Consider the following 25518-nt stretch of genomic DNA (forward strand, 5'->3'; position numbering starts at 1 on the left):
GCAATTGTCAATCGAGTTGACAATTGATCACGTAGCCCATAGCGTCATCGTCAGGGAGGAACGAATGGGCAATGATGCCGTGTTCCGCGTGGACGGGCTGAGGAAATCCTTCGGCCTTATCGAGGTGCTTGGCGGCGTCTCGCTCGAACTGCATGCCGGTGAGATCACCGTGCTGATGGGCGCCAACGGCGCCGGCAAGTCCACCCTCGTCAAGATCATCAGCGGCGTCTACGACCATGAAGGCGGCATCATGCACCTCGCTGGCGGCAACTTTGCGCCGAACACGCCGGCAGAGGCGATCCGCGCCGGTGTCGTTACCGTGCACCAAAACATCAATGACGGCGTCGTCGCCGATCTCGATGTCGCCACCAATCTGACGCTCGACCGGTTGACCGGCAAGGGCGCGCCGCTGCTGTTCAACCCCGGCCGGGTGCGCCGCGAAGCCAAAGCGGTGGCCGACCGCATGGGGCTCGCCATCGACCTCAAGGCCCGCATCAGCGACCTGTCGCTGGCCGATCGCCAGATGGTGGCCATCGCGCGCGCCATGGCGCACCAGCCGAAAGTGCTGATCCTCGACGAGCCGACCTCGTCGCTGTCCAGCGCCGAGGCCGACCGGTTGTTTGCGCTGCTCGACCGCTTGCGCGAGCAGGGCGTCGCCATCCTCTACATCTCGCATCGCATGTCGGATATCAGGCGGCTGGCCGACCGCATCGTCTCGATGCGCGATGGCGTCATCTCAGGCGTCTTCGATAGCAAGCCTCTCGACTATGAGGGCGCCGTTAACGCCATGCTCGGCCGCAAGATCCATCTTGACCGCATCGAAGCCAGGAGTTCTGCCGAGCCGATCCTGACCGTCGATGCCTTCCGCATCGCCCCTGGTGCCCGGCCATTCTCGCTGACTCTCGGCGACGGCGAGGTCGTTGCCATTACCGGCCTCGTCGGCGTCGGCAAGACAGCGCTCGCCGAGACGCTGTTCGGCCTGCGCAAGCCGCTGTCCGGTACGATGACTTTATATGGCAAGCCCTATGCGCCTGGGTCGACGGGCGAAGCCATCGCCGCCGGCGTGTTTCTGGTCGCCAAGGACCGTGGCGAAAACGGCATCGTCGGCGGCTTCAACATCCAGGAAAACATCAGCCTGCCCTTCCACAAGCGCATGTCGCGCTTTTCAGTTCTCAAACGCGGCCTTGAACGCACTATTGCCCGCCGGCAGATCGAGGATCTCGGCATCGTCTGCCGCTCGGAGAAGGACGACATGACCACTCTGTCGGGCGGCAACCAGCAGAAGGTGATGGTGGCCCGCTGGATGGCGCAGGACGCCCGATTGTTCATTCTCGACGAACCGTTCCAGGGCGTCGATATCTCCGCCAGGCGCGACATCGCCGCCAAGCTGAGGGCCAGCGCCAATGGCCGCGCCACGCTGCTGTTCGTCACCGAACTCGACGAGGCACTGGAGACGGCCGATCGCATATTGGTGATGTCCGAGCAGACCATCGTCGGCGAACACCGCAACGCCGATGTCGATCTCGACCGTCTGCTGGCCGAAGTCGCGGGCGGGCCGTTGCACAGTGCGGCCTGAGCCACGATGATTGAAGAACTGAGGGTTGGAATGGAGTGCACGGGTTTGAGTTGGGTATTGACGGCGGGCGCTGAATGACGCTGCGCGATTACGCTATCCGCTACGGGTTCATCGTGCTTCTGTTCGGGCTGATCGCGTATTTCGCCATCGCCGCCGACGGGTTCGTCTCGCCGCAAAGTGCCGTCTTCATTTTCCAGTCGGTCGCCATCACCGGCGTGCTGGCGCTGGGCGTCACCGCCACACTGGTTGTCGGCGGCTTCGATCTCTCGATCGGCTCGGTTGCCACATCGGCCATGATGGCGGCTGCCTATGTCATGGTGGTGCTGGAGCAGAACGTTGTCGTCGCTGTCCTCATCTGCCTGCTCATCGGCGCCCTTGTCGGCCTCATCAATGGCTGGCTGATCGTCTATATGCGCGTGCCCGATCTGCTGGCGACGCTCGGCATGATGTTCCTGCTCGTCGGCCTCCAGCGCATCCCGACTGAAGGACGCTCCATCGCCACCGGTATGACAATGCCGGACGGCTCGGTCGCCAACGGCAAATTCTCCGACGCCTTCCTGGCGCTCGGCCGCCACCGCTTCGACTTCTTCATCCCGAACCTCATTCCGGTCTCGGTGGTCGTGCTGATCGTGCTCGCCGTGCTGATCTGGTTCTTCCTCGAATACACACGCTTCGGCCGCATGATGTATGCGGTGGGCAGCAATGAACGGGCCGCCGAACTCGCCGGCGCGCCTGTCAAGGCATACAAAATCTGGGCCTACGTCATTTCAGGAGTTTTTGCCTCGATCGGCGGGATTTTGCTGGCCGCACGGCTTGGACGCGGTGACATCGCGTCGGGTAATAATCTGCTGCTCGATGCGGTTGCCGCGGCGCTGATCGGCTACGCGGTGCTCGGCGCCGCCAAGCCGAACGCCTTCGGCACCGCCATCGGCGCGCTGTTCGTCGGCATCCTGCTGCAAGGCCTGACGATGATGAACGCGCCTTACTACACGCAGGATTTCGTCAAGGGCGTGGTTCTCGTCGTCGCCCTTGTCTTTACCTTCGCCCTTTCCGGCCGGGGCAGGAGATAGAATGGCTGCCGGGACAGTTTTGGGTTCAACAAACGGAGGAAAGAACGTGAACATCACAAGACGACTTTTGGGGAAGGTCGCGCTCGGATTGGCCGGCGCAACAATGCTGATGCAGGTCCCGGCCTTTGCCGCCGACAAGCCGGCGCCGTTCGACAAGCCCGGCGTCAAGATCGCGCTGGTGCGCTATCTCTCGACCGGCGATTTCTTCCAGGCCTATCTCTCGGGCGTCGAGTCCCAGTCCAAGGCGCTCGGCATCGATCTGCGCGTGCTCGACAGCCGCCAGGACGCCGCCCTTCAATCCGACATGGTCGACCAGGCCATCGCACTCGGCGTGCAGGGCATCATCATCCAGCACGGCCTGACGGAATCGATGAAGGACGCCGCCCAGCGCGCGGTCGATGCCGGCATCAAGGTCGTCGCCTTCGACGTCAATGTCGAAAACCCCAAGATCCCGCAGATCGAACAGTCCGACAAGGACCTTGCGCGCCTGGCGCTCGAGCAGGCGGTCAAGGACAATGGCGAGAGCTGGAACGCCGGCTATGTCTATGTCGCTGGCATCGCGCCGCTCGACCGCCGCAACGAGACCTGGGTCGACGTGAAGAAGAAACATGCCGGCATCAAGGAAGTCGCGATGTTCGGCACGCTCGACAACCCGATCGCCAACTCGGTCGCCAACCAGGCGCGCTCGGTGCTGCAGGCGCATCCCGACATCAATGTGATGTTCGCGCCCTATGACGAGTTCGCCAAGGGTGTGAAGATCGCCGTCGACGAGGCGGGGCTGAACAAGAAGATCAAGATCTACTCCGCCGACATCTCTACCTCGGACATCGCGGCCATGCGCGAGACCGACAGCGCCTGGGCCGCCACCGCCGCCACCAACCCTGCCGTCGTCGGCCAGGTCTCGGTGCGCGCGCTGGCGCAGCTGCTCGCCGGTGAAGATCCCGGCCACAACGTCGTCGTGCCGCCGACGCTGATCACCCAGAAGGACCTGATCGACAAGGACATCAAGAACATGGAGGACCTGTCGGCCAAGCTGCCGCAATTCGCCCATGCCGATGTCGCCATGCCGGCCTGGATGCCGAACCCGAACGCGAAGTAGGATCGGTCGTCTGATAGATGCGAAGGGCGGCTATGGGCCGCTCTTTTCATATTGATGGTAAGCCTGCCGGCCTACAACCAATGGTCTGGATCGCGCATCCCGGGGACAATCGCCACAGCGATAACACCATCGGGCTGCGGCTCGTAGATGATGATATAGCGGTCTTCGACGAGCACGCGGGCCGTTGCGCTTAACTCGGGCCGTGCGCTGCCCATCTTGGGGTGCTGCGCCGCCAGCTCCAGTCTTTCGAAAATGCGCATCAACAGTCTGTCTGCTGCCTTTTCATTGTCGGCGGCGATGGTGTGCCAGATGTCTCGCAAATCCTGCGAAGCGCGCGGTGTGAGCCGATGGCTAGCCACGGGCGCGGCGTTCTGCCTTCAGGCTGCGAATGAACTCGGTGTGGTCGACAGCCACTGGCTTGCCGCTGCCCATCCCGTCGGCATAGGCCCGCTTCAAGTGCTGGAGTTCGAGCGTGCGCAATTCCTCGCGCTGCTCCCATAAGCGCAGGGCGTCGCGGACAATCTCGCTGTTGGAAGCATAACCGCCACCTTCGATAGCGCTTTGCAGGCGAGCTATCTGCTGCGCGGTAAGGGATATGGTGAGGGTGCGCATAGGTTCGTTTTTCATACCCACATTATAATGCAGCCAACAAGATCTAACAATATCTGTTAGGAATCTGCCCCTGCATCATGACCGCCCGACGCGCACCAGCCACCGCGCCGTCCTCGCCATGCAGGCGTGCAGCACCGGAACACCATATTCGATGGCAGGCAGGTCATGCGGCGCCCTTGGCGGGATCGCCAGCATCCGCCATGCGGCAGGCAAAGCTGCGTCCCATCAGACGGTGTCGCCAGCGCGCCGTCCTTGAAATCGCTCAGCAGCCATTGGCCTTCGCGGGTGACGAAGGTGGGAACGGAGTCGTATTTCGCCGATCCAGAGTACGCATGACATGGTTGCCGAAAGCAGCGAAACCTCATGCTCGGCGGAGCGCCCGCCGAACAGCACGCCGACACGAAGTCTCTTCGCAGCCATCGACAACTCCACCAAGGATCAGGGTCGGAGCTCGCATGCGAAACACAAGGCGCGCCCTAAAGTGGTCGAGCAATAGGCCAAGGATTGGAGTGGATTTTGACCAGTTCGAGCAGTTTTTCAGCACGACCTGCAAAAGCAGTTCTCCGCCTGGAGTCCTTCAGGTGGGAGAGCGGTTCGTCGTTTTGGTGAACGATGAACCGCTCCAGGTCTATGTCTAGCGCAGCGCTGCGGCGATGTTGCCACCGTCGACCGTCGTCACATCGGCGGTGGTGCGTTCGGCCAATGCTTGGTGCAGGAAGGCCTGCGCCACGTCTTCTGCCGTCACCTCCTGTCCGAGCAGATTGCCCGACATGTATTCCTTCTCCGACACGCCGCGCGCGCCGGAACGGCTGGCGATCATGGCGTCGGTCAACAGGCCGGAGCGGATGCGGTCGGCGTTGACCGCATTGGAGCGGATGCCGTGCGCGCCGTAGTCGAGCGCATATTGCCGGGACAGGAATAGCGTCGCCGCCTTCGGCACACCATAGGCGCCGAATTTCGGACCCGGGTTGACCGCCTGCTTGGAGGTGTTGAACAACAACACACCGCCGGTGCCCTGTTCCAGCATGATGCGCACCGCGTTCTGCGCCGCCGACTGGTGGGCGAAGAAGTTGAGCTCGAAACTCTTGCGCAGCAGGGCATCGTCGAGCTCGCCGATGCGGCCTTCCCAGGCGGCACCGGCGTTGGAGACCAGAATGTCGACGCCGCCATAGACAGCGACAGCTTTGTCGAAGGCGGCGCGCAGCTCGGCCGGGTTGGTGATGTCGGCGCCGACGCCGATCGAATTGTTGCCGGCTGCCTTTGCCGCCTCGGCCGCCCTGGCCGCATCGAGATCGACGACGACGGCATGCGCGCCATTGGCGGCGAACAGTTTTGCCGTCGCAGCACCGATCGCGCCGGCGCCGCCAGTGATCAGCACCACCTGGCCGGTCAGCGGCTTCGGCTTGTTGGAGGCGAGCTTGGCCTGCTCAAGCGACCAGTACTCCAGCGGGAAGAGGTCGGCCTTCGATAGAGGATGGAAGCTGCCGACGGCCTCGGCGCCGCGCACCGCCTCGATCCACATCTCGCCGACATCAGATGCGATCTTCGCATCCTTCAGCGTGCGGCCATGGCCGAACATGCCGAGGCCCGGCACCAGCGTCAGCCGCGGCATCGGGTCGAGCATGGTGCGCTGGACGTCGTCCAGCGCATCGTTGGTTTCGAAATAGGCGCGATAGTCGTTGGCGAAGGCGTCGACATGGCTCTTGATGACGGCCTTGTAGTCGCCAATCTTGTCGGCGTCTGGCGCCGGAACCGCCATCGGTCCGGTCTTGATGCGGATCGACAGGTCGGGCGTCGACACGCCGCGTCCGGCATAGTCTGCAATGCCGGCTGAGTTGATGAAATCGACGATGGCGTCCGAAGTGCGGAAATCGCTGATCATGCGGTCGAAGCGGCCTTCGCCACGCGCCACCGCCACCGCGCCACGCAGCATCGGCGCGATCGCTGCCGGCGTTGCGAGCTTGGCCGGCAGTGCGGCTTTCGCTGCCTTCGGCTTGCCGTTCTTCGCCACATAGTCTTCGGCCACGTTCACATAATGGATCATGCGGTCATAGGCCTGCTTCGCAGCGTCGCCGAAGGTGAAGATGCCATGCTTGTCGAGGATCAGGCCTTCGACGCCGGGGTCGGCGTCGTAGACATCGGCGGCCACCTTGGCGAGGTCGAAGCCCGGCTTGATGTAGGGCACGTACCCCATCTTGTCGCCGAACACGGTCTTGATCAGCGGCTTGCTGTCCGCCTGGTCGACGATGGCGAGGATCGCGGTCGAATGCGTGTGGTCGACGAATTTATGCGGCAGGAAGGCGTGCAGCAGCGTCTCGACCGATGGATTGGGGGAGGCGGGGTCGATGAGGTTCGCCCGCTGCAGCGCCACCATGTCCTCGTCGGCGAGGCTGGCCAGCGCACGCGCCTTCAGCAGCGCGCCGAGCTTGACCGCCGGCAGGCCTTGCGGCTCGATCACACCCATGTCCCAGCCGCTGCCCTTGACGCACAGCACATCCCATTCGTCGCCGACGAGATCGGTGGCCTTGGTCTTGCAGGAGGTGTTGCCGCCGCCATGCAGCACCAGCCGCGGCTCGCCGCCGAGCAGCCGGGTCGTGTAGACGCGCAGCGCGAGGTCGCGGGCAACGCCCTTTTTCGCATAGTCGGCAACCAGTCTTTCCGCGTCGCCGTCATTCCAAAGGTTCTTCATGTCGCTATGTCCGCTTTGCTGTCTTTGATGTTGCTGTGAACAGGAGTGCCGCGACGCCTTGATGACAATGCGCCTGCTGCTGGGATTTCGTTGGTCAGGAAGCCTTTTTTGCCCCCGCACTGGCTCCGGCATGGTCGAGCAGCCGCCGCGCCATGCTGGCGCCGACGACGAGATGCGTGCAGAGTCCGCCGGCGAGCGCGGCGAGCAGCGGTTCGAACTTGCTGTCTTCCTGCACCACCATCAGCCGCTTTTCGATCTGGCGCAGTGACGACAGCGAGGCCGAGATGACGCGGCGGTTGTAGCTGCAGTCGAGCGCCTTGCCGGTGGCATCGATGATCTGGCCGGCAACGACGCCGGCGGCGCCCGCTTCGCGCAACAGCCCCATCTCGCCGGGGCTGAGCGCGCCGCATTTGACGACATGGCTGTCGCCATCGACGGTGCCGACCGAATAGAGCGCCAGATCGCAGTTGGCAATATCGGCCAGTTGTTCGCGGATCACCGGTTCGGCGCGCAGCCCATGCGCCAGCAATTCCGTCGTCAGCACCAGCGGCGCGTAGAAATTGAGGCCCTTGGCGTTGAGCCGCCGGGCGATCTCCATCGTGCACTGGTCGGGACGGTAGGAGTAGGGCGCGCCGAGATTGCCGCAGAGCTGCACAACGGTGACGTCCTGCAGGTCGGCATAGGACATGACGTCGGCGATGGTGTAGACGGTGCGGCCCCAGGCGACGCCGATCCGGTCGCCCTTCTTGACCAGTTCGAGAAAGACGCCCGCCGCCAGCACCGCAACGTCCGTCGAAGGGTCGACGACATAGGCATTCTCCGGCGCGATCCACACCGCATCAAGCTTGAGCGCGTCCTCGAGCTGGCGCGCAAGCACGTCGTCGGTGAACAGCTGCGTCGAGGTCGAGATGTTGACGATGCCGGTCTCGCGCGCCTTGCGCAAATACATGGCGACCGAGGCGCGGGAGATGTTAAGCTGGCTGGCGACCTGGTCCTGGCGCAGGCCATGGGCATAATAGAGCCATGCGGCCTTGTGGATAAGCTGTTCTGCCGGTCGGATCGCCATGCCGTCTCCTCGGCTGACATTATTCACGGCTCTCGACAAAAGTCAAACTGGCGTGGGTACACGATACCTCTTTGCCCATCGAATCTGGACGATCATTGCGCCAAATGTGCCCGGTCGGGAATCGCCGATGGTGACGTGGCGGGAAGCTGTGGTTAGAAGTTCTCAACAATGAAAATTCGGGGAGCACGGGATGGGCAGTCCCTACGAGCAGGATCTCGGCAAGAACGCCGCCAACCATCAGCCGCTGACGCCGCTCACCTATCTGGAGCGGGCGGCAAGCACCTATCCCGATCATGTCGCCATCATCCATGGCAGCCAGCGCATCACCTATCGCACCTTCTGGCAGCGCTCGCTGAAGCTCGCCTCGGCTCTGTCGAAGCGCGGCATCGGCAAGGGTGATACGGTGACCGTCATGCTGTCCAACACGCCCCCCATGCTGGAGGCGCATTTCGGCGTGCCGATGGCCAAAGCGGTGCTGCATTCGCTCAACACAAGGCTCGATGCCGCCGTCATCGCGTTCCAGCTCGACCATGCCGAGACCAAGGTGCTCATCGTCGACCGCGAATTCGCTGCTGTCGTCAAACAGGCACTGGCACTGGCCAAGGTGAAGCCGCTGGTCATCGACTATGACGATCCCGACTATGCCGCCGATGCACCCTATCCCAAGGGCGAGCGCATCGGCGCGATCGACTATGAGGCGTTCGTCGCCGGCGGTGACCAGGGCTACGCCTGGTCGATGCCCGACGACGAATGGGACGCCATCTCGCTCAACTACACCTCCGGCACGACAGGCAATCCGAAGGGCGTCGTCTACCACCATCGCGGCGCTGCCCTGATGGCTTACACCAACACCATCCATGCCGGCATCGCCAAGCACGCCGTCTATCTGTGGACGCTGCCGATGTTCCACTGCAATGGTTGGTGCTTCCCATGGACAATGGCCGTCCAGGCCGGCACCCATGTCTGCCTGCGCTGGGTGCGGCCGAAGCCGATCTACGATGCCATCGCCGACCACGGCGTCACACATCTTTGCGGTGCGCCGGTCGTCATGTCGGTGCTCATCAACGCCAGCGATGAGGACAAGCGCCACTTCCCGCAGACCGTTACCTTCAACACCGCTGCCGCGCCGCCGCCGGAAGCCGTGCTGTCAGGCATGGCCGATGCCGGCTTTGCCGTCACCCATCTCTACGGCCTGACCGAGACCTATGGCCCGGCGGTCGTCAACGAATGGCACACCGCCTGGGACGGTCTCGACAAGGGCGAACGCAGCGCCAGAAAGGCCAGGCAGGGCGTGCGCTATGCCGCACTCGAAGGCCTGACGGTGATGGACGCGGAGACGATGCAGAAGACGCCGGCCGACGGCGAGACCATCGGCGAGGTCATGTTCCGCGGCAACATCGTCATGAAGGGCTATCTGAAGAACAGGAAGGCGACCGACGAGGCTTTCGCCGGCGGCTGGTTCCACTCCGGCGACCTCGGCGTCATGCATCCCGACGGCTACATCCAGCTCAAGGACCGCTCCAAGGACATCATCATCTCCGGCGGCGAGAACATTTCATCGATCGAGGTCGAGGAAGCCCTCTACAAACACCCGTCCGTGGCGTCCTGCGGCGTCGTCGCCAAGGCAGACGACAAATGGGGCGAGGTGCCGGTCGCCTATGTCGAGCTGAAGCCCGGCAAGGTGGCAAGCGAGGCCGAGATCATCGAACACTGCCGCGCGCTGCTCGCCCGCTTCAAGGTGCCGAAGGCGGTGATTTTTGCCGAGATCCCGAAGACATCGACGGGGAAGATCCAGAAGTTTCAGCTGCGGGAAATGGCGAAGGGATCTTAGTTCCAGAGCGCAACGGCACGCGCAAGGTCGAGTTCGCGCACACCCTCTGTCACCAAATTATACGCGTACGTCGAATTCGCATTGACACTTCCCTCTTTTCGATTTACGACTGACGAAAGTTGAAATTCGTCACTCATAAATCGACAGAGAGCCATGTCCGAAGCCGCCAGCATAATGGCCGACTCCACCCGCCAGGAGAATGTCACCCGCATTCTCGACTGTGCCGAACGCCTGTTCCGGCACTATGGTTACGGCAAGACCAATGTCGCCGACATCGCCCGCGAACTCGGCATGTCGCCGGCCAATATCTACCGTTTCTTCGCCTCCAAGGTCGAAATCCACCAGGCCGTCTGCGGCCGCATGCTCCTCGCCAGCTACAACATGGCCTACGAGATTTCCCGGTTGCCGATCAGCGCCGAGGAGCGGCTGCGCCGCTACGTGCATGCGCAGTACAAGATGACGCTGGAAGTCATGCTCGACGACCAGAAGGTCCACGAAATGGTCATCGTCGCGCTCGAGCGCGACTGGGGCGTCATCGACAAGCATATCGACAGCATTCACGACCTGTTTGCCGAGGTCATCCGCGAGGGCATCGAGGCCGGCGAGTTTGCCGACCAGGATCCGGTCATCGCATCGCGCTGCTTCGGCGCCGCCACCGTCATTCTGTGCCACCCGCAAATGGTGGCGCAGTGCCTTGCCAAGACCAATCGGGCGATGCCCGACGATCTCATCGATTACGCGATCAAGGCTCTGAAGTAATAGCCGCCGCCCGCCGGGCGCCGGTGTCGACCGTTCATCTCCAGTCGGGAGTACGAAAGTGTCTTTGTCCAGTTCCATCATCCGCAAGCTGCCGGTCGCCGGCCTGATCGTCGCCACGCTCGGGCTCGCCGCCTGCAGCCAGGAGAAGACCGAGGTCCAGGACATCATCCGTCCGGTCAAGGTGGTCGAGATCGGCCAGGCCGAAAAGAGTCGCGAACTCACCTATTCCGGCTCGGTGCGAGCCCGTACCGAAATGAACCTCGGCTTTCGCATCTCGGGCAAGGTCACTGAGCGTCTGGTCGACATCGGCCAGCATGTGACGACAGGCGATGTGCTAGCCCGTATCGATCCCACGGACTATGAGTTGTCGGTCAAGAGCGCCAAGGCCAGCCTCGACGCCGCCGAGCGGCAGGTCGAGACGGTCGATCTGTCCCGCAAGCGCGCCGAACAGCTTTTTGCCAAGAACTTCACCTCCAAGTCGCAGCTCGAACAGGCGACGCTGAGCTACAACCAGGCGGTAGCGACGCGCGATGCCGCCCGCTCTACCCTTGCCCAGGCGCAGAACCAGGTCGTCTACACCGATCTCAAGGCGAGCGAGAACGGCATCGTCACGGCGGTCTCGGCCGATGTCGGCCAGGTGGTCGGCGCCGGAACGCCTGTGATGACCGTCGCCGTCGACGGCGAAAAGGAAGTGCTGATCGCGGTTCCCGAAATGGACATCGCCGCCTTCAAGCCGGGAAAGGACGTCAAGGCCAGCTTCTGGTCCGATGACGCGCTGGCGCTCTCCGGCAAAGTGCGTGAAGTCGCCGGCAGCGCCGACCAGCAGTCGCGCACCTTTGCCGTCCGCGTCTCGCTGCCCGACGACCCGCGCGTGCTGCTCGGCATGACCGCCAACATCGAGGCCTCGGTGGCCAAGAAGCAGGAGATGGTGTCGATCCCGCTCAGCGCGCTTGCGGAAAAGGATGGTCGCAAGATTGTCTGGACCGTCGACCGCGCCGGCGAGACGGTGCACGAGCGCCTGGTCAAGGTTGCGGAGTTCACCGCCGAGGGCGTCAGCGTCGCCGACGGGCTCAAGCCGGGGGATGTCGTCGTTGCCGCCGGCACCCAGTTCATGACCGAGAATCTCAAGGTCAAGCTGACCGGCGATGCGGTCCAGGCCGCCTCTGCGGAAGGCGATGCCGCAAAGGCCCTGCGCTGACCGCAGGCATGAAGCCGGCTTGATCGTCGCTTCGGCGAAAAGGCTGGGCAAGCGAATTCAGGGTTTCCGGGCGGCGAGCGCCCGATGGTCGAGACGCCAAGATCGAGTTCCCCCGCATCGATCCGCGCGTCCCACCGCGATGAGTGTCTCTCCGCTCGGAAAGCCTCGCCGCCCGGAAGCCAGCATCGGAATATCCTAGCTGCATGCAAAGCCATGCGCGCACGATCAACGAATTGGACTGACGCCGATGACCACCACCGACAGCACTGAAAAGCAGCCTTTCAATCTTTCGCGCTGGGCCATCGGCCATCCCTCGATCGCGCGCTTCCTGTTCGGTCTGATCATCATTGCCGGCGCGCTCGGCCTGATGCGCATGGGCCAGAAGGAAGACCCCGATTTCACTTTCCGCGTCATGGTCGTCCAGGCGATCTGGCCGGGCTCCTCGATCCAGGAGATGGAAGACCAGGTCGTCAACAAGATCGAGCGCAAGCTGCAGGAAACGCCGCACCTCGACTTCGTCCGTTCCTACACCCGCGCCGGCAGCGCCATCATCACCGTCCAGATCAAGGGCGACACCAATGCAGAGGAGGTGAAGGACGCCTTCTACCAGGTGCGCAAGAAGGTTGGCGACATCTCCGGCGACCTGCCGCAAGGCCTGCTCGGGCCCTATTTCAACGACGAGTTCGGCGACACCTTCATCACCCTGCACTCGATCGGCGGCGACGGCTACAGCTATCCGGAGCTGAAGAAATTCGCCACCCAGGCTCGCGACATGCTGCTGACGACGCCGGGCGTCGAGAAGGCCGTCATCATCGGCGACCAGCCGGAGAAGCTTTATATCGACGTCTCGTCCAAGGCCCTGGCCGAACGCGGCCTGACGCTGACCGACCTGCAGAACGCCATCAAGGGCCAGAACAATGTCGATCCGGCGGGCTCCGTCGACACCGGCCTGCGCTCGGTGCGCATCTCGGTCGAGGGCGATGTCACCAGGGCTGCCGACATCAGGGAATTGCGCCTGCGCGCCGGTGGTCAGGTGACACGTCTTGGCGATATTGCCACCGTGAGTTCCGGTCTCGAAGATCCCTATCAGCGCAAGTACCGCTTCAACGGCCACGAAAGCGTCCAGGTCGGCGTCGTCATGGCCAAGGGTTTTAACGTCAGGGACGTCGGCACGGATGTCGAGGCGACCTACAAGCGCTTTGAGGAAGCGCTGCCCTACGGCGTTGCGGTCGACCAGATTTCCAACCAGCCCGAGGTTGTCAAGGACGCCGTCAACGAGTTCATGGAGGCGCTCGGCGAGGCGCTGCTGATCGTGCTTGCTGTCTCGCTGCTGTCGATCGGCTGGCGTTCCGGCCTGGTCATCGCCATTGCCATTCCGCTGGTGCTGGCCGCCACCTTCGCCATCATGTACGAGCTCGGCATCGATCTGCAGCGCATTTCGCTCGGCGCCCTGATCATCGCGCTCGGGCTGTTGGTCGACGACGCCATGATCGTCGTCGAGATGATGGAGCGCAAGCTGGAGGAGGGGCTGGTCAAGATCGAGGCGGCGAGCTTCGCCTATTCCTCGACCGCCTTCCCGATGCTGAGCGGCACGCTGATCACCATCGCCGGCTTCATCCCGGTCGGCTTCGCCGCCTCGACCGCCGGCGAATATGTGCGCACGCTGTTCTATGTCGTCGGCATCGCGCTCGTCGTGTCGTGGTTCGTCGCCGTCTATTTCACGCCGTGGCTGGGCTACATGATCCTCAAGCAGCGCAAGCATGCCGGCAACCATCATGACGCCTTCGACACCGGCTTCTACCGGCGGCTGCGCGCCACGGTCGGCTGGGCGGTGCGCCACCGCATCATCGTTCTGGTGATGACGCTGGTCACCTTCGCCACCAGCCTGTGGGCGTTCCAGTTCATCCCACAAAACTTCTTCCCGCAATCCTCGCGGCCGGAAATCCTCGTCGATCTCTGGTTGCCTGAGGGAACCTCGATCAAGGAAGTCGAGACGCAGGCCAAGGCGCTGGAAGCCCGGATGATGGACGACAAGGACAAGCGCTTCATCGCCACCTATATCGGCGAAGGCGCGCCGCGCTTCTTCCTGCCGCTCGACCAGCAATTGCGCAATCCGAACTATGCGCAGCTTCTGGTGATGGCCAATGACGAACCGGCGCGCGAGCGGCTGATCCTCAAGCTGCGCTCAATCCTGGCGCAGGATTTCCCCTCGATCCGTTCCAAGGTCGACCGTCTGTTCCTCGGCCCGCCGACCGGCTGGCCGGTGCAGATGCGCATCATGGGTCCGGACCGCCAGGAGGTGCGCCGCATCGCCGACCAGGTGAAGGCGAAATTCGCCGGAAATCCGCTGCTCGGCGCCGTCCATGACGACTGGCTGGAGCCGGTACCGGCGATGAAGCTGGTCATCGACCAGGACCGCGCCCGTGCGCTTGGCGTCACCTCGCAGCGCATCCGCCAGATGCTGCAGGCAGCGATGTCCGGCGCGCCGCTCGATGACTTCCGTGATGGCGAGGAGACGGTTTCCATCGTCGCCCGCGAACCGGACGCCAGCCGCAGCCTGCTGTCCTCGGTCGACTCGGTCTATATCCCGACCGATTTCGGCGGCTTCGTGCCGCTGTCGCAGGTGGCCAAGGTGGTGCCGGTGCTCGAGCAGGGCGTCGAATGGCGGCGCGACCGCCTGCCGACCATCTCGGTGCGCGCCACGCTGCCGGATGGCGTGCAGTCGAACGACGTCGTCACCAAGCTCTACAATGACATGCAGGGCATGCGCGCCGGCCTGGCGCCCGGCTACAAGATCGAGATCCAGGGCGGTGCGGAAGATTCCGCCGAAAGCCAGGCCTCGATTGCTGCCAAGGCGCCGATCATGCTGGCCGTCATCGTCGTGCTCCTGATGATCCAGCTGCAGCATTTCGGCAAGGCGATGCTCGTGCTGGCCACCGGTCCGCTCGGCATCATCGGTGCGGCGGCGGCTCTGTTGATCAGCGGCGCGCCGTTCGGCTTCGTCGCCATCCTCGGTGTCATCGCGCTGCTCGGAATCATCATGCGCAACTCGATCATCCTGGTCGACCAGATCGATCAGGACATCGCCAGGGGGATGGACCGATCGGAGGCCATCATCGGCTCGGCCGTGCGCCGGTTCCGGCCGATCGTGCTGACGGCGATGACGGCGGTGCTGGCGCTGATCCCGATCTCGCGTGCGGTGTTCTGGGGACCGCTCGCCTACGCCATGATGGGCGGCATCCTCGTCGCCACCGTACTCACCATTCTGGTGCTGCCGGCAGGCTACGCGCTGTTCTTCGGCCGCGAGCCGAAGCAAGGCAAGAAGCCGGCTGATGAGGCGGTGCAGGACAATGACAGGCCGCCACTGGCGCTGGCCGCCGAGTAGGCGCTGCCGGCGCACAGGATGCACCTTGGAAAATGCTGGAACGCCGTACGCTTGACGTGCGGCGTTCTGGCTTTCTCCTTGCCGGTGCCACCGAGCACCCAGGCAAGTATCTCAACACCAGGCGGGTTCATCAAAATAGGTTGAACGGCCACCTGTATGAAAATGCTTCGCGGCGCCGGTTTTGCAAAACAGAATTCCTTTCCAGGGCGGCAAAGCCGTCCGATCCTGCTTATATATCGGAGCGGCAATGCTCGTTCGCATCAGGTGATCATCCCATGGCAGACAACAAGCAATTGCGGCTCGGCGCCTTCATGCGTCCGGTCAGTCTTCACACCGGGGCCTGGCGCTATCCCGGCTCATATCCCGATGCCAACTTCAACTTCGCCCATCTGAAGCGCTTCGCGCAGACGCTTGAGGCGGCGAAGTTCGACGCCTTCTTCATGGCCGACCATCTGGCCGTTCTCAACATGCCGATCGAGGCGCTACGGCGCAGCCACACGGTGACCTCGTTCGAGCCGTTCACGCTGCTGTCGGCGCTTGCCGCCGTCACCGACCATATCGGCCTTGTCGCCACCGCATCGACGACCTTCGACGCGCCCTATCACATTGCCCGCCGCTTCGCCTCGCTCGACCATATCAGCGGCGGCCGCGCCGGCTGGAACATCGTCACCACATCCAATCCCGACGCCGCGCTGAACTTCGGCCTCGACGAGCATGTCGAGCACGACGAGCGCTATCACAATGCGCGGGAATTCTACGATGTGGTGACCGGCCTCTGGGACAGCTTTGCCGACGACGCCTTCATCCGCGACGCCGAGAGCGGGCTCTATTTCGATCCCGCGAAGCTGCATGTGCTCGACCATAAGGGTGAGCATCTCTCGGTGCGCGGCCCGCTCAACATTGCGCGGCCGGTGCAGGGCTGGCCGGTCATCGTCCAGGCCGGCGCGTCTGAGGCCGGGCGGCAGCTGGCAGCCGAAACGGCGGAGGTGATCTTCGCGGCCCATTCCGATCTGGCGGCTGGGCAGCGCTTCTTTGCCGATGTCAAAAGCCAGGCCGAGAAGCTCGGCCGTTCGCGCGACGACATCAAGATCCTGCCCGGCGCCTTCGTCATCGTCGGCGACAGTGTCGAGGAAGCACAGGCCAAACGCGCCAAGCTCGACAGCCTGGTCTATTACGAGAGCGGCATTGCCTCGCTGTCGATCGCGCTCGGCCATGACGCGTCGGCCTTCGACCCCGACGCGCCCTTGCCCGAAATCCCCGAGACCAATGCCTCCAAGAGCGGCCGTGAGCGCGTCATCGAGCTGGCGCGCCGGGAGAATTTGACCGTCCGCCAGCTGGCGCAGCGGCTCGGCGGCTATTCCGGCCTTGCCTTCGTCGGCACGCCTAAAACCATCGCCGACGCGATGGAGGAATGGTTGCTTGCCGAGGGGTCAGACGGCTTCAACGTCATGTTCCCCTATCTGCCTGCCGGGCTCGACGACTTCGCCGAGAAGGTGGTGCCCGAGCTGCAGCGGCGAAAGCTCTTCCGGCGCGAGTATGAGGGCACCACCTTGCGCGAGAATCTCGGCCTGAAGCGTCCGCCGAACCGGTTCTTCGAAGGCTCCGAAGCGGTCATCCGCAAGGCCGGCTGACGTCTGCCACAAAAAGAAACGGGCGCGCCGAAGCGCGCCCATTCTTTTCAAGCCATCACTTTCAGATGACGAAGTACCAGTTGGCGAGCAGCATCACCACCAGGCCGGCGACCAGCGTCAGGTAGGGCAGCATGCCTGCCTTTTTGACCGAGAGGTCTGCGCCCGCCATGCCGAGGTCGGCCAGCATGTGGTCGGGGAACTTGCCCTTGTCTTGGACGTAGTGCCGGTAGCAGAACACCGGGATGATCAAGGCGGCTGTGATCAGGCCGGCCCACAGCGCCATCGGGTTCCACACCTTGGCGCCGGCGCCCATGAAGATGGCGTTTACATAGGCGAAGATGGCGCCGAGGCCGAGCAGCCAGCTCGGCGCCTTCCAAGGCCGGTTGATGTGGCCGTTGTCGATGCGGTGGATCCAGCCGGCATTGAGGTTGAGGAAGTTGAAGATGATGTAGCCGCAGTTCGACACGGCGAGGATGAAGAAGAAGCTCGTCGCGTCGGCCGAGGCGATGGCCAGCACGATCAGGTTGAAGACGAGATCGGTCCACATGGCGCGCGTCGGCGCGCCATGCTCGTTGACGTGGCTGAGATAGCGCGGCAGCCAGCCATCGACCGAGCCCTGGTAGAGCGTGCGCGACGAGCCGGCCATTGCCGTCATGATGCACAGCACCAGCGCCAGGATCATCAGCATCACCAAGAGGCTGTGGATCAATGCGCCACCCCCGACCATGCCGGCCAGTGCATCGGCGACACCCGAGCCGTCGACGATCGGCGTCGCCAGCATGCCGTTGAGGCCCAGCACGCCCTGGAAGGTGAAGGGCACCAGGATGAACAGAAGCATGCAGAGCAGGCCGGAATAGAAAATCGCCTTGAACGTGTCGGTGCCCGGGTTCTTGAACTCCGATGTGTAGCAGACGGCGGTCTCAAAACCATAGGTCGACCATGCGGCGATGAACATGCCGCCCAGCACCAGCGTCCAGCCGGCAATGTTCCACGAGCCGGGCTCCGGCGCGTAAGCCGCCGCCAGCGGCACCAGCGGCGAAAAGTTCGCCCAGTTGATCTGGCCGGTGACGATCGGCACGACACCGACGATCAGCATCGGGATGATGACCAGGAGGCCGATATACTTCTGCACATTGGCGGTGCCGAGAATGCCGCGATGCTGGATCGAGAAGATGATCAGCATCAGCACCGCGCCGATGAAGAAAGTGGCATTGAGGGTGAAGGAGACAGGACCCAGCGTGTGGCTGAACAGCGTCCAGTTGCGGATCGCCGGCGTGGCCGCCGCGGTCACCGCGGCGATGGCGTCGGCAGGCACCGTTCCGGCATGCGCCGCGATATAGGCGACGACGTCCGGCGACGCCTCGGTGAACAGCGGCACCGGCGCCAGCGCGTTGAGAATATAGGCGGCGGCGATCGAGCAGCCCAGCGACAGCACCGGCGACCAGGCGAACCAGTTGCACCACACCGACAGCGGCGCGATGAACTTGGAATAACGCAGCCAGGCGGTGGCGCCGTAGATCGAGGCGCCGCCCGACTTGTTCGGGAACAGGCCGGCGATCTCGGCATAGGTGAAGGATTGCAGGAAGCCCATGATCATGGAAGCGATCCAGATCCCGAAGGCCAGCGTTCCCGTCGTTCCGGCAATGCCGCCGATCGAAAACAGGACAAGGGCAGGAACGCCGCTCGCCACCCAGAAGGCGCCGCGCCAGTCGATGTTGCGGAGCAGCTTGCCTTCAGCGGGCTGCTCCAGGGCAGTGGTAATCGTGCTCATCTGTCTGAATTCCCCATTTTGTGTTCCCGGCCGGTGATGCCTCGGCTTCGCGAAGCTTGTTCCCCGGTACATGACCGCACGACTCCAGTGTTTCCACTCAGTCGTATTTTTTTCTTAACAGTGAAGATTGATCCGGCGCGCTTTCACGTCAAGTGATTTGTGGCGTCGTGCACATCACGGTTGCGAAACGCTCGCTTTGTCCTTCTCCCCTTGTGGGGTGAGAAGCGGTCCGCGGTAGCGGACGGAAAGCCAATTGCTTTCGAGCTTCGAACGCCCTGAGCCTGCGAAGGGCCGGGGGTGCAACCCTCAGGATCGCGGCCTGGTCTTTTGCGGATCGTAGTGAGCGAAGGCCACCACCCGCGCCGGCAGCCGCTTGGCATGACCGTCGAGCTTGCCGATCTCCACCTCTGTGCCGATTGCCGCGTGGGTGACGTCAAGCCTCGCCAGAGCGATGTTTTTGTTCAGCACCGGCGAGCGCATGCCCGAGGTGACGACACCGATCTGGGCGCGGCCGATATGGACGCAATCCCCATGGCCGACGGCGACATTGCTGTCGATGTCGAGGCCAACGAGCTTGTGCTGCGGATGTTCCTTGCGCCTTATCAGAGCCTCGCGGCCGATGAAATCGTCGGTCTTGGCCTTCAACGGTACGGTGAAGCCAATGCCCGCCTCGAACGGGTCGGTCTGGTCGGAGAATTCGTAACCGGCGAAGATCAGCCCGGCTTCGATGCGCACCATGTCGAGTGCCTGCAGGCCCATCGGCTTCAGCCCGTGCGGCTGGCCGGCCTCCCAGATGGCATCGAACACTTTTTCGGCGTCGCGTGGGTGGCACCAGATTTCGTAGCCGAGTTCGCCGGTATAGCCGGTGCGCGACACCACGACCGGAATGCCATTGCCGCCGCCGATGCGCGCGACAGCGAAGCGGAACCATTCGAGTTCGTCGATCGACGGTTGCAGCGGCGAGGTCCAGACCACCTCTCGCAAAATGTCACGGCTCTTCGGCCCTTGGACAGCGACATTGTGCATCTGGTCGGTGGACGAGCGCACCAGCACGTTGAGGCCAAGCTTCTTTGCCGTCTCGCGCAGCCATTCGCCGGACAGGTCATCGCCGCCGACCCAGCGGAAATTGTCCTTGCCGAGCCGCAGCAGCGTGCCGTCGTCGATCATGCCGCCATGCTCGTAGCACATGGCGGAATAGACGACCTGGCCGACGCCGAGCTTCTTGACGTCGCGAGTCAGCGTGTATTGCAGCAGCCCTTCGGAATCGGGACCGGTGACCTCGAACTTGCGCAGCGGCGACAGGTCCATGATCACCGCGTCCTGCCGGCAGGCCCAGTACTCGGCGATCGGCCCCTCTTTGGCGAAAGAATTGGCCAGCCAATAACCCCGGTATTCCACGAAGTTGCGGGTGTGCTTGGCGAAGCTTGAATGGAAGGCGGTCTCGCGGGTCATTTTCGGTTCCGAATCGGGGCTCATGCGTCTGGCGATCGCTCGCGAGAATTTGTGTTGGCCGGAATAGGTTCGCACATGGATGTCGGTCGGGTTCCAGCCATTGGCCGGTGTCGTGTCGTCGGGACAGGCGGAGGAGACGCAGACGATGTCGGTGAGCGCCCTGAGCAGGACATAGTCGCCGGCGCGCGACCACGGCTCATCCGACACCATCACGCCATGGGCGTCGATCTCCGTGTTGAAGAAGAAGTTGATCGCCATCCAGCCGGCGCGGGGCGTCACGCCCTTGTCGGCCAACGCGCGATTGAAATTCTCCGAGCAGTTGGTGTGGCCGGGATAGCCGATGTCGTCATAATATTTGGCCGCACACGCGAGCGCGAAGGCGTCATGCCGGCCGCACGTGTCCTGGATAACCTCGACCAATGGCTCCATGTCCTGGTCGTAATATTTCGAGTGAAGGCCGGGCATCGGGTAGCTCGACCCCATCAGCGTGCGCGTGGTCGTAACGTCGAGCGGATGGTCCAGCCCCTTGTCCAGCTTGCGCGCCGAGAAGCACTGGAAATCGGTGCACTGGCGGCCGTCGACATCGATGATCTGCAGGTAGTCGCCGGCCTTGACGAAATAGGATTCGGCTGTCGCCGAATGGACGCGCAGATCGAGCACCAGATCGGCAAGCGGATCGGCCAGCTGCGACTTTGTCTTCAGGCGCACGGTGGCGCGGCGCACCATGACGGTGAGCGGCGTTGCCGTATCATGGCCGTCGACGAGCATCGGCCCGCCGGGCGCGGCAATCAGCATCGCGCCGTCGCGCGTGACCGTGAATGCCTGCTCGGTGCCGGCAGGCGTTGCGCCGCCGAACACACGCACCGCCTTGGGCTCGTCGAGCTGCACCTGGCGGCGCTCAAGGCCACGACGGACGGAAGCCAGGCTGTCATCGCCCTCGGCCAGAAGCGCCTTGATCCCGGCGGCATTGCTGTTGGACTTTTCGCCGAGGATGGAAGGATCGGTGGCGCCGGTCCTGCCCCAGGCCAGCAACTCGCAAGCCTGCCCGCCCTCGACATTGCGCACGGTGAACGCATCGCCGGCCTCGACCTCGATCAGCACCGCGCCATTGCCCTGGATCGTATACCGCTCCATGCCCGGCGGCAGCGCGATCTGGCCGGGCCTCAGGATGAGGCTCGGCCGCGGCGGTCCGGCTGCGACAGAGGGGTAGGGCGACTGGCTCATCTCAGCCTTGCGGTTCGAGAAACAAGTTTGCCTGTGTGTAAAATTATTTTAGCAGCAAGAATAGCAGCGCGGTTGGGTTTGGCAAGGTGGAGGGTGGCGTTCTCGCCGCGGTCGCTAAGGCCGAACCTTGCCGATCAGCCCTATCTTCCGAACGTCAGCGCTGCCCCTCATCTGGCCGCCGCCATCTTCTCCTCGTAAACGGGGCGAAGGACGCTGTCGTCGCCGGCTTCGCCAATCGCCAACGTTGCAGGATGAGCGCCGAGGCTGCGGCCAGCTTCTTTCTCCCCGTCACTATACCGGGAGAAATGCCCGGCAGGGCAATGAGGGGCGGCGCCAACATCTGAAACTATCGAGCTAAAGCTCCTCGGAATGCTCGATAGCCACACCATACTCCGCAGCCGAATCCAACATCGTGTGCCACAGACTTTCGGCAAACGTCGCAAACACCAGGAGGTTGAACACCGCCTGCCCATCCGCCTTGTCACCACCACGCCAGAGGGTGACGCTGGTGTGATCCATCGAGGTCGCGGCAGCAGCGCCAACCGGAAACGCATCGGGATGCAAATCAATCGACGACAGTTTCGCCAGCATGGCGCGCGCCTTGAGGCCGCAGATGCTGATCAGCACGCGTGCATGCGATTGGTCGGATAGCGAAGCGGAAGATGCAAAGGTCTGAGCGAGCACCTCAGTCCTGCCACCCTTCGACAGGACAAAAAACTGATCCGGTCCCGACCAGATCAGCGTCGCATCAGCGGTGCCAACTGCCTTCGGCGTTTCCGGAGCCGCGACGCCGAAACGAGCGTTCGCGGCCTCGGCCAAATCACCCGCCTTGCCGCGCCGTGCCATCACCTGGACGAGGTCGAAATTGCGGATCTCGGTCAGCGACACACCGGCATCGCCTTGCGGGCCGCAAGCGCCAGGAGCGAGCGCGCGCTCGAGCGGGCTGCGAACATCCCAGAAAAAGTCAGCCACGCTGGCGCCCTCCATCGGGATCGTAGAAGACGGGATTGCAGAGTTCGATATCGTAGTCTTCACCGCGCAGCGGATCATGCGCGTGGACGATCTCGCCGATGCGTTCGCGGCCGCGCTCGACAAGGCCGAGACCGATCCACTGGTCGAGCGTCGGCGAGAAGCAGACCGAGGTGACGTAGCCCTGGTCGTTATCAGGCCCGGGCGTCTGGCCCTTCGGGATGATGTGCGCGCCGGAGCGCAGGCGGCGCGCCTTGTCGACCGGCTTGATGCCGACCACGACCTGCCGGTCCGGCGCCACCAGCGCCTCGCGGCCGGCCATGACGCGACCGATGAAATCCTTCTTGGTCGACATCATCTTGCCGAGACCGAGATCGGCGGCGGTCGTCGTGCCGCTCAGTTCCGGTCCGGCGACATGGCCCTTTTCAACGCGCATGACGCCGAGGGCTTCTGTGCCATACGGCGTCACGCCGAACGGTTTTCCCGCCAGCATCAAATTGCGTGCCATCGCTTCACCGTAACGCGCCGGCACCGAAATCTCGAACGCCATCTCGCCGGAGAAGGAGATGCGGAACAGCCGCGCCTTGATGCCGCCGCGCAAAGCGACTTCGCGCACGCCCATGAATGGAAAACCTTCGTTCGAAAGGTCCTCGGCAGGGTCGACGATTTCCTTCAACAGGTCTCGCGTCCTTGGCCCGGCAATCGAGAATTGCGCCCACTGGTCGGAGACCGAGGTGAGTTGCACGTCGAGTTCGGGGAATAGCACCTGCCGGCAGAATTCGAGATGCTGCATCACCAGCCCGGCCTTCGCCGTGGTCGTGGTGAGGAAATAATGGTCATCGGCCAGCCGCGAGGTCGTGCCGTCATCATAGACGAGGCCGTCCTCGCGCAGCATCAGCCCGTAGCGGGCTTTTCCCACGGCAAGGTTTGAGAAGGTGTTGATGTAGACGCGGTCGAGGAAGGCGCCGGCATCGGGGCCGTGCACATCGATCTTCCCCAGCGTCGAGACATCGCAGAAGCCGACGCCCGAGCGCACCGCCTTGACCTCGCGGGTCACGGATTCCAGCCAGTCCTTCTCGCCCGCGCGCGGATACCATTGCGCGCGCTTCCACAGGCCGGTCTCGACAAAGATCGCGCCTTGTTCGGCCGCCCAGTGATGCGACGGCGTCAGCCGCGTCGCATGGAAATTTTCGTCGCGATGATGGCCGGCAAAGGCGCCGATGGCGACAGGCACGTAAGGCGGCCGATAGATGGTCGTGCCGGTCTCGGGAATGGATTTGCCCGACACCGCCGCCATGATGGCGAGGCCGGCGACATTGGACGTCTTGCCCTGGTCGGTCGCCATGCCGAGCGTGGTGTAGCGCTTCAGGTGCTCGACCGATTCAAAACCCTCGCGCTGCGCCAGCTCGATGTCGGACGCGGTGACATCATGCTGCTGGTCGACGAAAGCCTTGCCTTTGCCAGCGACATGCCAGAGCGGGGTCAGCGAGAACGCCTCGTCGTCGGCGACCGGTGCCGATCCCGCATTGCCGATCCGGCTGGCGTCACGCGCCGCTGCGGCGCCGGCCTCGAAACCTGCGCGCAGGCAGGCGCCTAGCCCGAAGTCGCCATTAGCCGCACCTGCGGCGACCATACCGGGCGGCGCGCCGTCCGGCACGAAGGCGGCGATGTCGTCTCGCCATTTCGGCCGGCCGCGATGGTAAGAGGTGAGCCCGACCGCCGGATTCCAGCCGCCGGAAACGGCAAGCCCGTCGGCCTCGACCTCGGCGCGCGCGCCGCCGGTCAGCGACACCGCTATTTTTCTTACGCCGTCCTTGCCGCCGTCGACGCCGCTGACCGAACCATGCAGCACGGTGAAGCCGTTCCTGGAAGCGAGAGAACGATGGGCAGGCGAGACGTCAGGCCGCGCGTCGATCACCGCCGCGATCTGCAGCCCCGCGCCGAGTGCCGTCTCGACCGTGCGCCAGCCATCCTCATTGTTGGTGAACAGCGCGATCCGCTTTGCCGGCGTCGCCGCATAACGTGTGACGTAGGTGCGGATGGCGGACGCCATCATCACGCCGGGCGTGTCATTGCCGGCAAAGACGATGGGACGCTCAATCGCGCCGGCGGCGACGACGCAGCGCTTGGCCACGATGCGCCACAGGCGCTGGCGCACCTGATGCTCGGGCGGCACCGGCAGATGATCGTTGACCCGCTCGATCGCGCCATAGGTACCGCCGTCATAGACGCCGAACAGGGTCGTGCGGGTCATGATGCGGACATTCGGCATCGAGCTGAGCTCGGCCAGTGTGCGCGACAGCCACTCCGCGGCCGGCAGACCGTCGATCGTGCCGCCATCCGACAACAGACGGCCGCCGGGCGCAAAATCTTCTTCGCACAGGATGACGCGCGCACCGCTGCGGCCTGCAGCGAGTGCGGCGGCGAGACCGGCCGGACCAGAGCCGGCGATCACCACATCGCAATGCGCCCAGGCCTTGTCGTAGTGATCCGGATCGGGGGTGACCGCCGCGCGACCCAGACCCGCGGCGCGTCGGATCGCCGGCTCGTAGACCATTTCCCAGAATTTTGCCGGCCACATGAAGGTTTTGTAGTAGAAGCCGGCGACGAAGATCGGTGCGAACAGCTGGTTCACCGACATCACATCGTGGCGCAGCGACGGCCAGCGGTTCTGGCTGGCCGCTTCGAGGCCTTCATAGAGTTCGGCCGTCGTGGCCTTGGTGTTGGCCTCGCGCCGTGCGCCGGTGCGCAGTTCGACCAGCGCGTTGGGTTCTTCCGAGCCCGCAGTCAGAATGCCGCGCGGACGATGGTATTTGAACGAGCGGCCGACCAGCTTGACGCCATTGGCGACCAGCGCCGACGCCAGCGTGTCGCCCTGGAAGCCGGAAAATGTCGTGCCGTCGAAGCGGAAGGTGAGGGGGGTGGAACGGTCGATGAGACCGCCGGATGAGAGACGATGAGAGGTCACGATGTCCAGCCTCTGATCCATATGGTGTCATGGCGAAGGATGGCGCCGCCCCTTACCCTCCCCCTTGTGGGGAGGGTCGCTGCCCAGCAGCGGGGTGGGGGTGCGGCACCGGCCCCCCCCCGGGCCGGGGGGCCGGCCACCCCCCCCGGGGGGGGGAGGGGGGGGGGGGGTTTAGCGGCCGCCGGGGTCTGGCCAGAATTGCGGATGTGTACACCGGG

16 protein-coding genes and 1 pseudogene are annotated in these 25518 nt (G+C 63.8%); 8 read left to right on the forward strand and 9 right to left on the reverse strand.

Annotated features, from left to right (window positions below):
• Positions 1-64 precede the first annotated feature (64 nt).
• The 3 genes from NKJ76_RS08155 (at position 65) to NKJ76_RS08165 (ending at position 3745) form a co-directional block, all read left to right on the forward strand.
• Entirely contained in the window at positions 65-1576 is a 1512-nt protein-coding gene (locus NKJ76_RS08155; RefSeq protein WP_352537167.1) for a sugar ABC transporter ATP-binding protein, read from the forward strand.
• A 74-nt stretch (positions 1577-1650) separates the two neighbouring features.
• The gene (locus NKJ76_RS08160) at positions 1651-2646 is read left to right on the forward strand and encodes an ABC transporter permease (RefSeq protein ID WP_023668572.1); all 996 of its coding nucleotides are present in this window, start codon (positions 1651-1653) and stop codon (positions 2644-2646) included.
• Between the two features lie 46 nt (positions 2647-2692).
• Entirely contained in the window at positions 2693-3745 is a 1053-nt protein-coding gene (locus NKJ76_RS08165; RefSeq protein ID WP_023687049.1) for a substrate-binding domain-containing protein, read from the forward strand.
• A 71-nt stretch (positions 3746-3816) separates the two neighbouring features.
• Here NKJ76_RS08165 and NKJ76_RS08170 read toward each other — a convergent pair whose 3' ends face one another.
• The 5 genes and pseudogenes from NKJ76_RS08170 to NKJ76_RS08190 form a co-directional block, all read right to left on the reverse strand.
• A complete protein-coding gene (locus tag NKJ76_RS08170) occupies positions 3817-4104 on the reverse strand; it encodes a type II toxin-antitoxin system RelE/ParE family toxin (protein ID WP_023704831.1) in 288 nt (95 codons plus the stop codon).
• Positions 4097-4357 (reverse strand): ribbon-helix-helix domain-containing protein, encoded by a 261-nt coding sequence (locus NKJ76_RS08175; protein ID WP_023704832.1) that lies wholly within the window; start codon positions 4355-4357, stop codon positions 4097-4099. The genes NKJ76_RS08170 and NKJ76_RS08175 overlap by 8 nt, the downstream gene beginning before the upstream one ends.
• A 94-nt stretch (positions 4358-4451) precedes the next feature.
• Positions 4452-4783 (reverse strand): annotated as a pseudogene (locus NKJ76_RS08180) (D-alanine--D-alanine ligase A); the annotation flags it as partial.
• Between the two features lie 208 nt (positions 4784-4991).
• The gene (locus tag NKJ76_RS08185) at positions 4992-7046 is read right to left on the reverse strand and encodes a bifunctional aldolase/short-chain dehydrogenase (protein ID WP_352537168.1); all 2055 of its coding nucleotides are present in this window, start codon (positions 7044-7046) and stop codon (positions 4992-4994) included.
• A gap of 94 nt (positions 7047-7140) precedes the next feature.
• On the reverse strand, positions 7141-8112 hold the full coding sequence (locus NKJ76_RS08190) for a sugar-binding transcriptional regulator (RefSeq protein WP_023684445.1): 972 nt from the start codon (positions 8110-8112) through the stop codon (positions 7141-7143).
• Positions 8113-8302: 190 nt separating this feature from the next.
• Between NKJ76_RS08190 and NKJ76_RS08195 the strand changes: the two genes are divergently transcribed.
• The 5 genes from NKJ76_RS08195 to NKJ76_RS08215 all read left to right on the forward strand — a co-directional run bounded on the left by NKJ76_RS08195 (position 8303) and on the right by NKJ76_RS08215 (position 16916).
• Entirely contained in the window at positions 8303-9943 is a 1641-nt protein-coding gene (locus NKJ76_RS08195; protein ID WP_352537169.1) for an acyl-CoA synthetase, read from the forward strand.
• Between the two features lie 153 nt (positions 9944-10096).
• Complete coding sequence (locus NKJ76_RS08200) at positions 10097-10702, forward strand: TetR/AcrR family transcriptional regulator (protein ID WP_023668564.1); 606 nt, start codon at positions 10097-10099, stop codon at positions 10700-10702.
• 58 nt (positions 10703-10760) lie between these two features.
• Entirely contained in the window at positions 10761-11900 is a 1140-nt protein-coding gene (locus NKJ76_RS08205) for an efflux RND transporter periplasmic adaptor subunit (protein ID WP_023738427.1), read from the forward strand.
• Positions 11901-12147: 247 nt separating this feature from the next.
• A complete protein-coding gene (locus NKJ76_RS08210) occupies positions 12148-15285 on the forward strand; it encodes an efflux RND transporter permease subunit (protein WP_352537170.1) in 3138 nt (1045 codons plus the stop codon).
• A gap of 275 nt (positions 15286-15560) precedes the next feature.
• Positions 15561-16916, forward strand: a complete 1356-nt coding sequence (locus tag NKJ76_RS08215) for an LLM class flavin-dependent oxidoreductase (RefSeq protein ID WP_352537171.1) — start codon at positions 15561-15563, stop codon at positions 16914-16916.
• A gap of 61 nt (positions 16917-16977) precedes the next feature.
• Here the strand turns inward: NKJ76_RS08215 and NKJ76_RS08220 are convergent, their stop codons facing one another.
• The 4 genes from NKJ76_RS08220 to NKJ76_RS08235 form a co-directional block, all read right to left on the reverse strand.
• Positions 16978-18687, reverse strand: a complete 1710-nt coding sequence (locus NKJ76_RS08220) for a trimethylamine N-oxide permease (RefSeq protein ID WP_023668560.1) — start codon at positions 18685-18687, stop codon at positions 16978-16980.
• Positions 18688-18993: 306 nt separating this feature from the next.
• On the reverse strand, positions 18994-21363 hold the full coding sequence (locus NKJ76_RS08225; protein WP_352537172.1) for a trimethylamine N-oxide demethylase: 2370 nt from the start codon (positions 21361-21363) through the stop codon (positions 18994-18996).
• Between the two features lie 354 nt (positions 21364-21717).
• The gene (locus NKJ76_RS08230; RefSeq protein ID WP_084558897.1) at positions 21718-22350 is read right to left on the reverse strand and encodes a sarcosine oxidase subunit gamma; all 633 of its coding nucleotides are present in this window, start codon (positions 22348-22350) and stop codon (positions 21718-21720) included.
• On the reverse strand, positions 22328-25321 hold the full coding sequence (locus NKJ76_RS08235; protein ID WP_031245881.1) for a sarcosine oxidase subunit alpha: 2994 nt from the start codon (positions 25319-25321) through the stop codon (positions 22328-22330). Before NKJ76_RS08235 ends, NKJ76_RS08230 begins: the two co-directional genes overlap by 23 nt.
• Positions 25322-25518 lie beyond the last annotated feature (197 nt).

This window comes from Mesorhizobium sp. M0029, from assembly GCF_040323735.1.
GTDB lineage: Bacteria > Pseudomonadota > Alphaproteobacteria > Rhizobiales > Rhizobiaceae > Mesorhizobium.

Coding starts and splice junctions, on each gene's coding strand:
- NKJ76_RS08225 (WP_352537172.1), bottom strand. CDS start 21,363: ATGAGCCAGTCGCCCTACCCCTCTGTCGCAGCCGGACCGCCGCGGCCG.
- NKJ76_RS08160 (WP_023668572.1), top strand. CDS start 1,651: ATGACGCTGCGCGATTACGCTATCCGCTACGGGTTCATCGTGCTTCTG.
- NKJ76_RS08195 (WP_352537169.1), top strand. CDS start 8,303: ATGGGCAGTCCCTACGAGCAGGATCTCGGCAAGAACGCCGCCAACCAT.
- NKJ76_RS08190 (WP_023684445.1), bottom strand. CDS start 8,112: ATGGCGATCCGACCGGCAGAACAGCTTATCCACAAGGCCGCATGGCTC.
- NKJ76_RS08185 (WP_352537168.1), bottom strand. CDS start 7,046: ATGAAGAACCTTTGGAATGACGGCGACGCGGAAAGACTGGTTGCCGAC.
- NKJ76_RS08155 (WP_352537167.1), top strand. CDS start 65: ATGGGCAATGATGCCGTGTTCCGCGTGGACGGGCTGAGGAAATCCTTC.
- NKJ76_RS08220 (WP_023668560.1), bottom strand. CDS start 18,687: ATGAGCACGATTACCACTGCCCTGGAGCAGCCCGCTGAAGGCAAGCTG.
- NKJ76_RS08200 (WP_023668564.1), top strand. CDS start 10,097: ATGTCCGAAGCCGCCAGCATAATGGCCGACTCCACCCGCCAGGAGAAT.
- NKJ76_RS08210 (WP_352537170.1), top strand. CDS start 12,148: ATGACCACCACCGACAGCACTGAAAAGCAGCCTTTCAATCTTTCGCGC.
- NKJ76_RS08215 (WP_352537171.1), top strand. CDS start 15,561: ATGGCAGACAACAAGCAATTGCGGCTCGGCGCCTTCATGCGTCCGGTC.
- NKJ76_RS08175 (WP_023704832.1), bottom strand. CDS start 4,357: ATGCGCACCCTCACCATATCCCTTACCGCGCAGCAGATAGCTCGCCTG.
- NKJ76_RS08230 (WP_084558897.1), bottom strand. CDS start 22,350: ATGGAGGGCGCCAGCGTGGCTGACTTTTTCTGGGATGTTCGCAGCCCG.
- NKJ76_RS08235 (WP_031245881.1), bottom strand. CDS start 25,321: ATGGATCAGAGGCTGGACATCGTGACCTCTCATCGTCTCTCATCCGGC.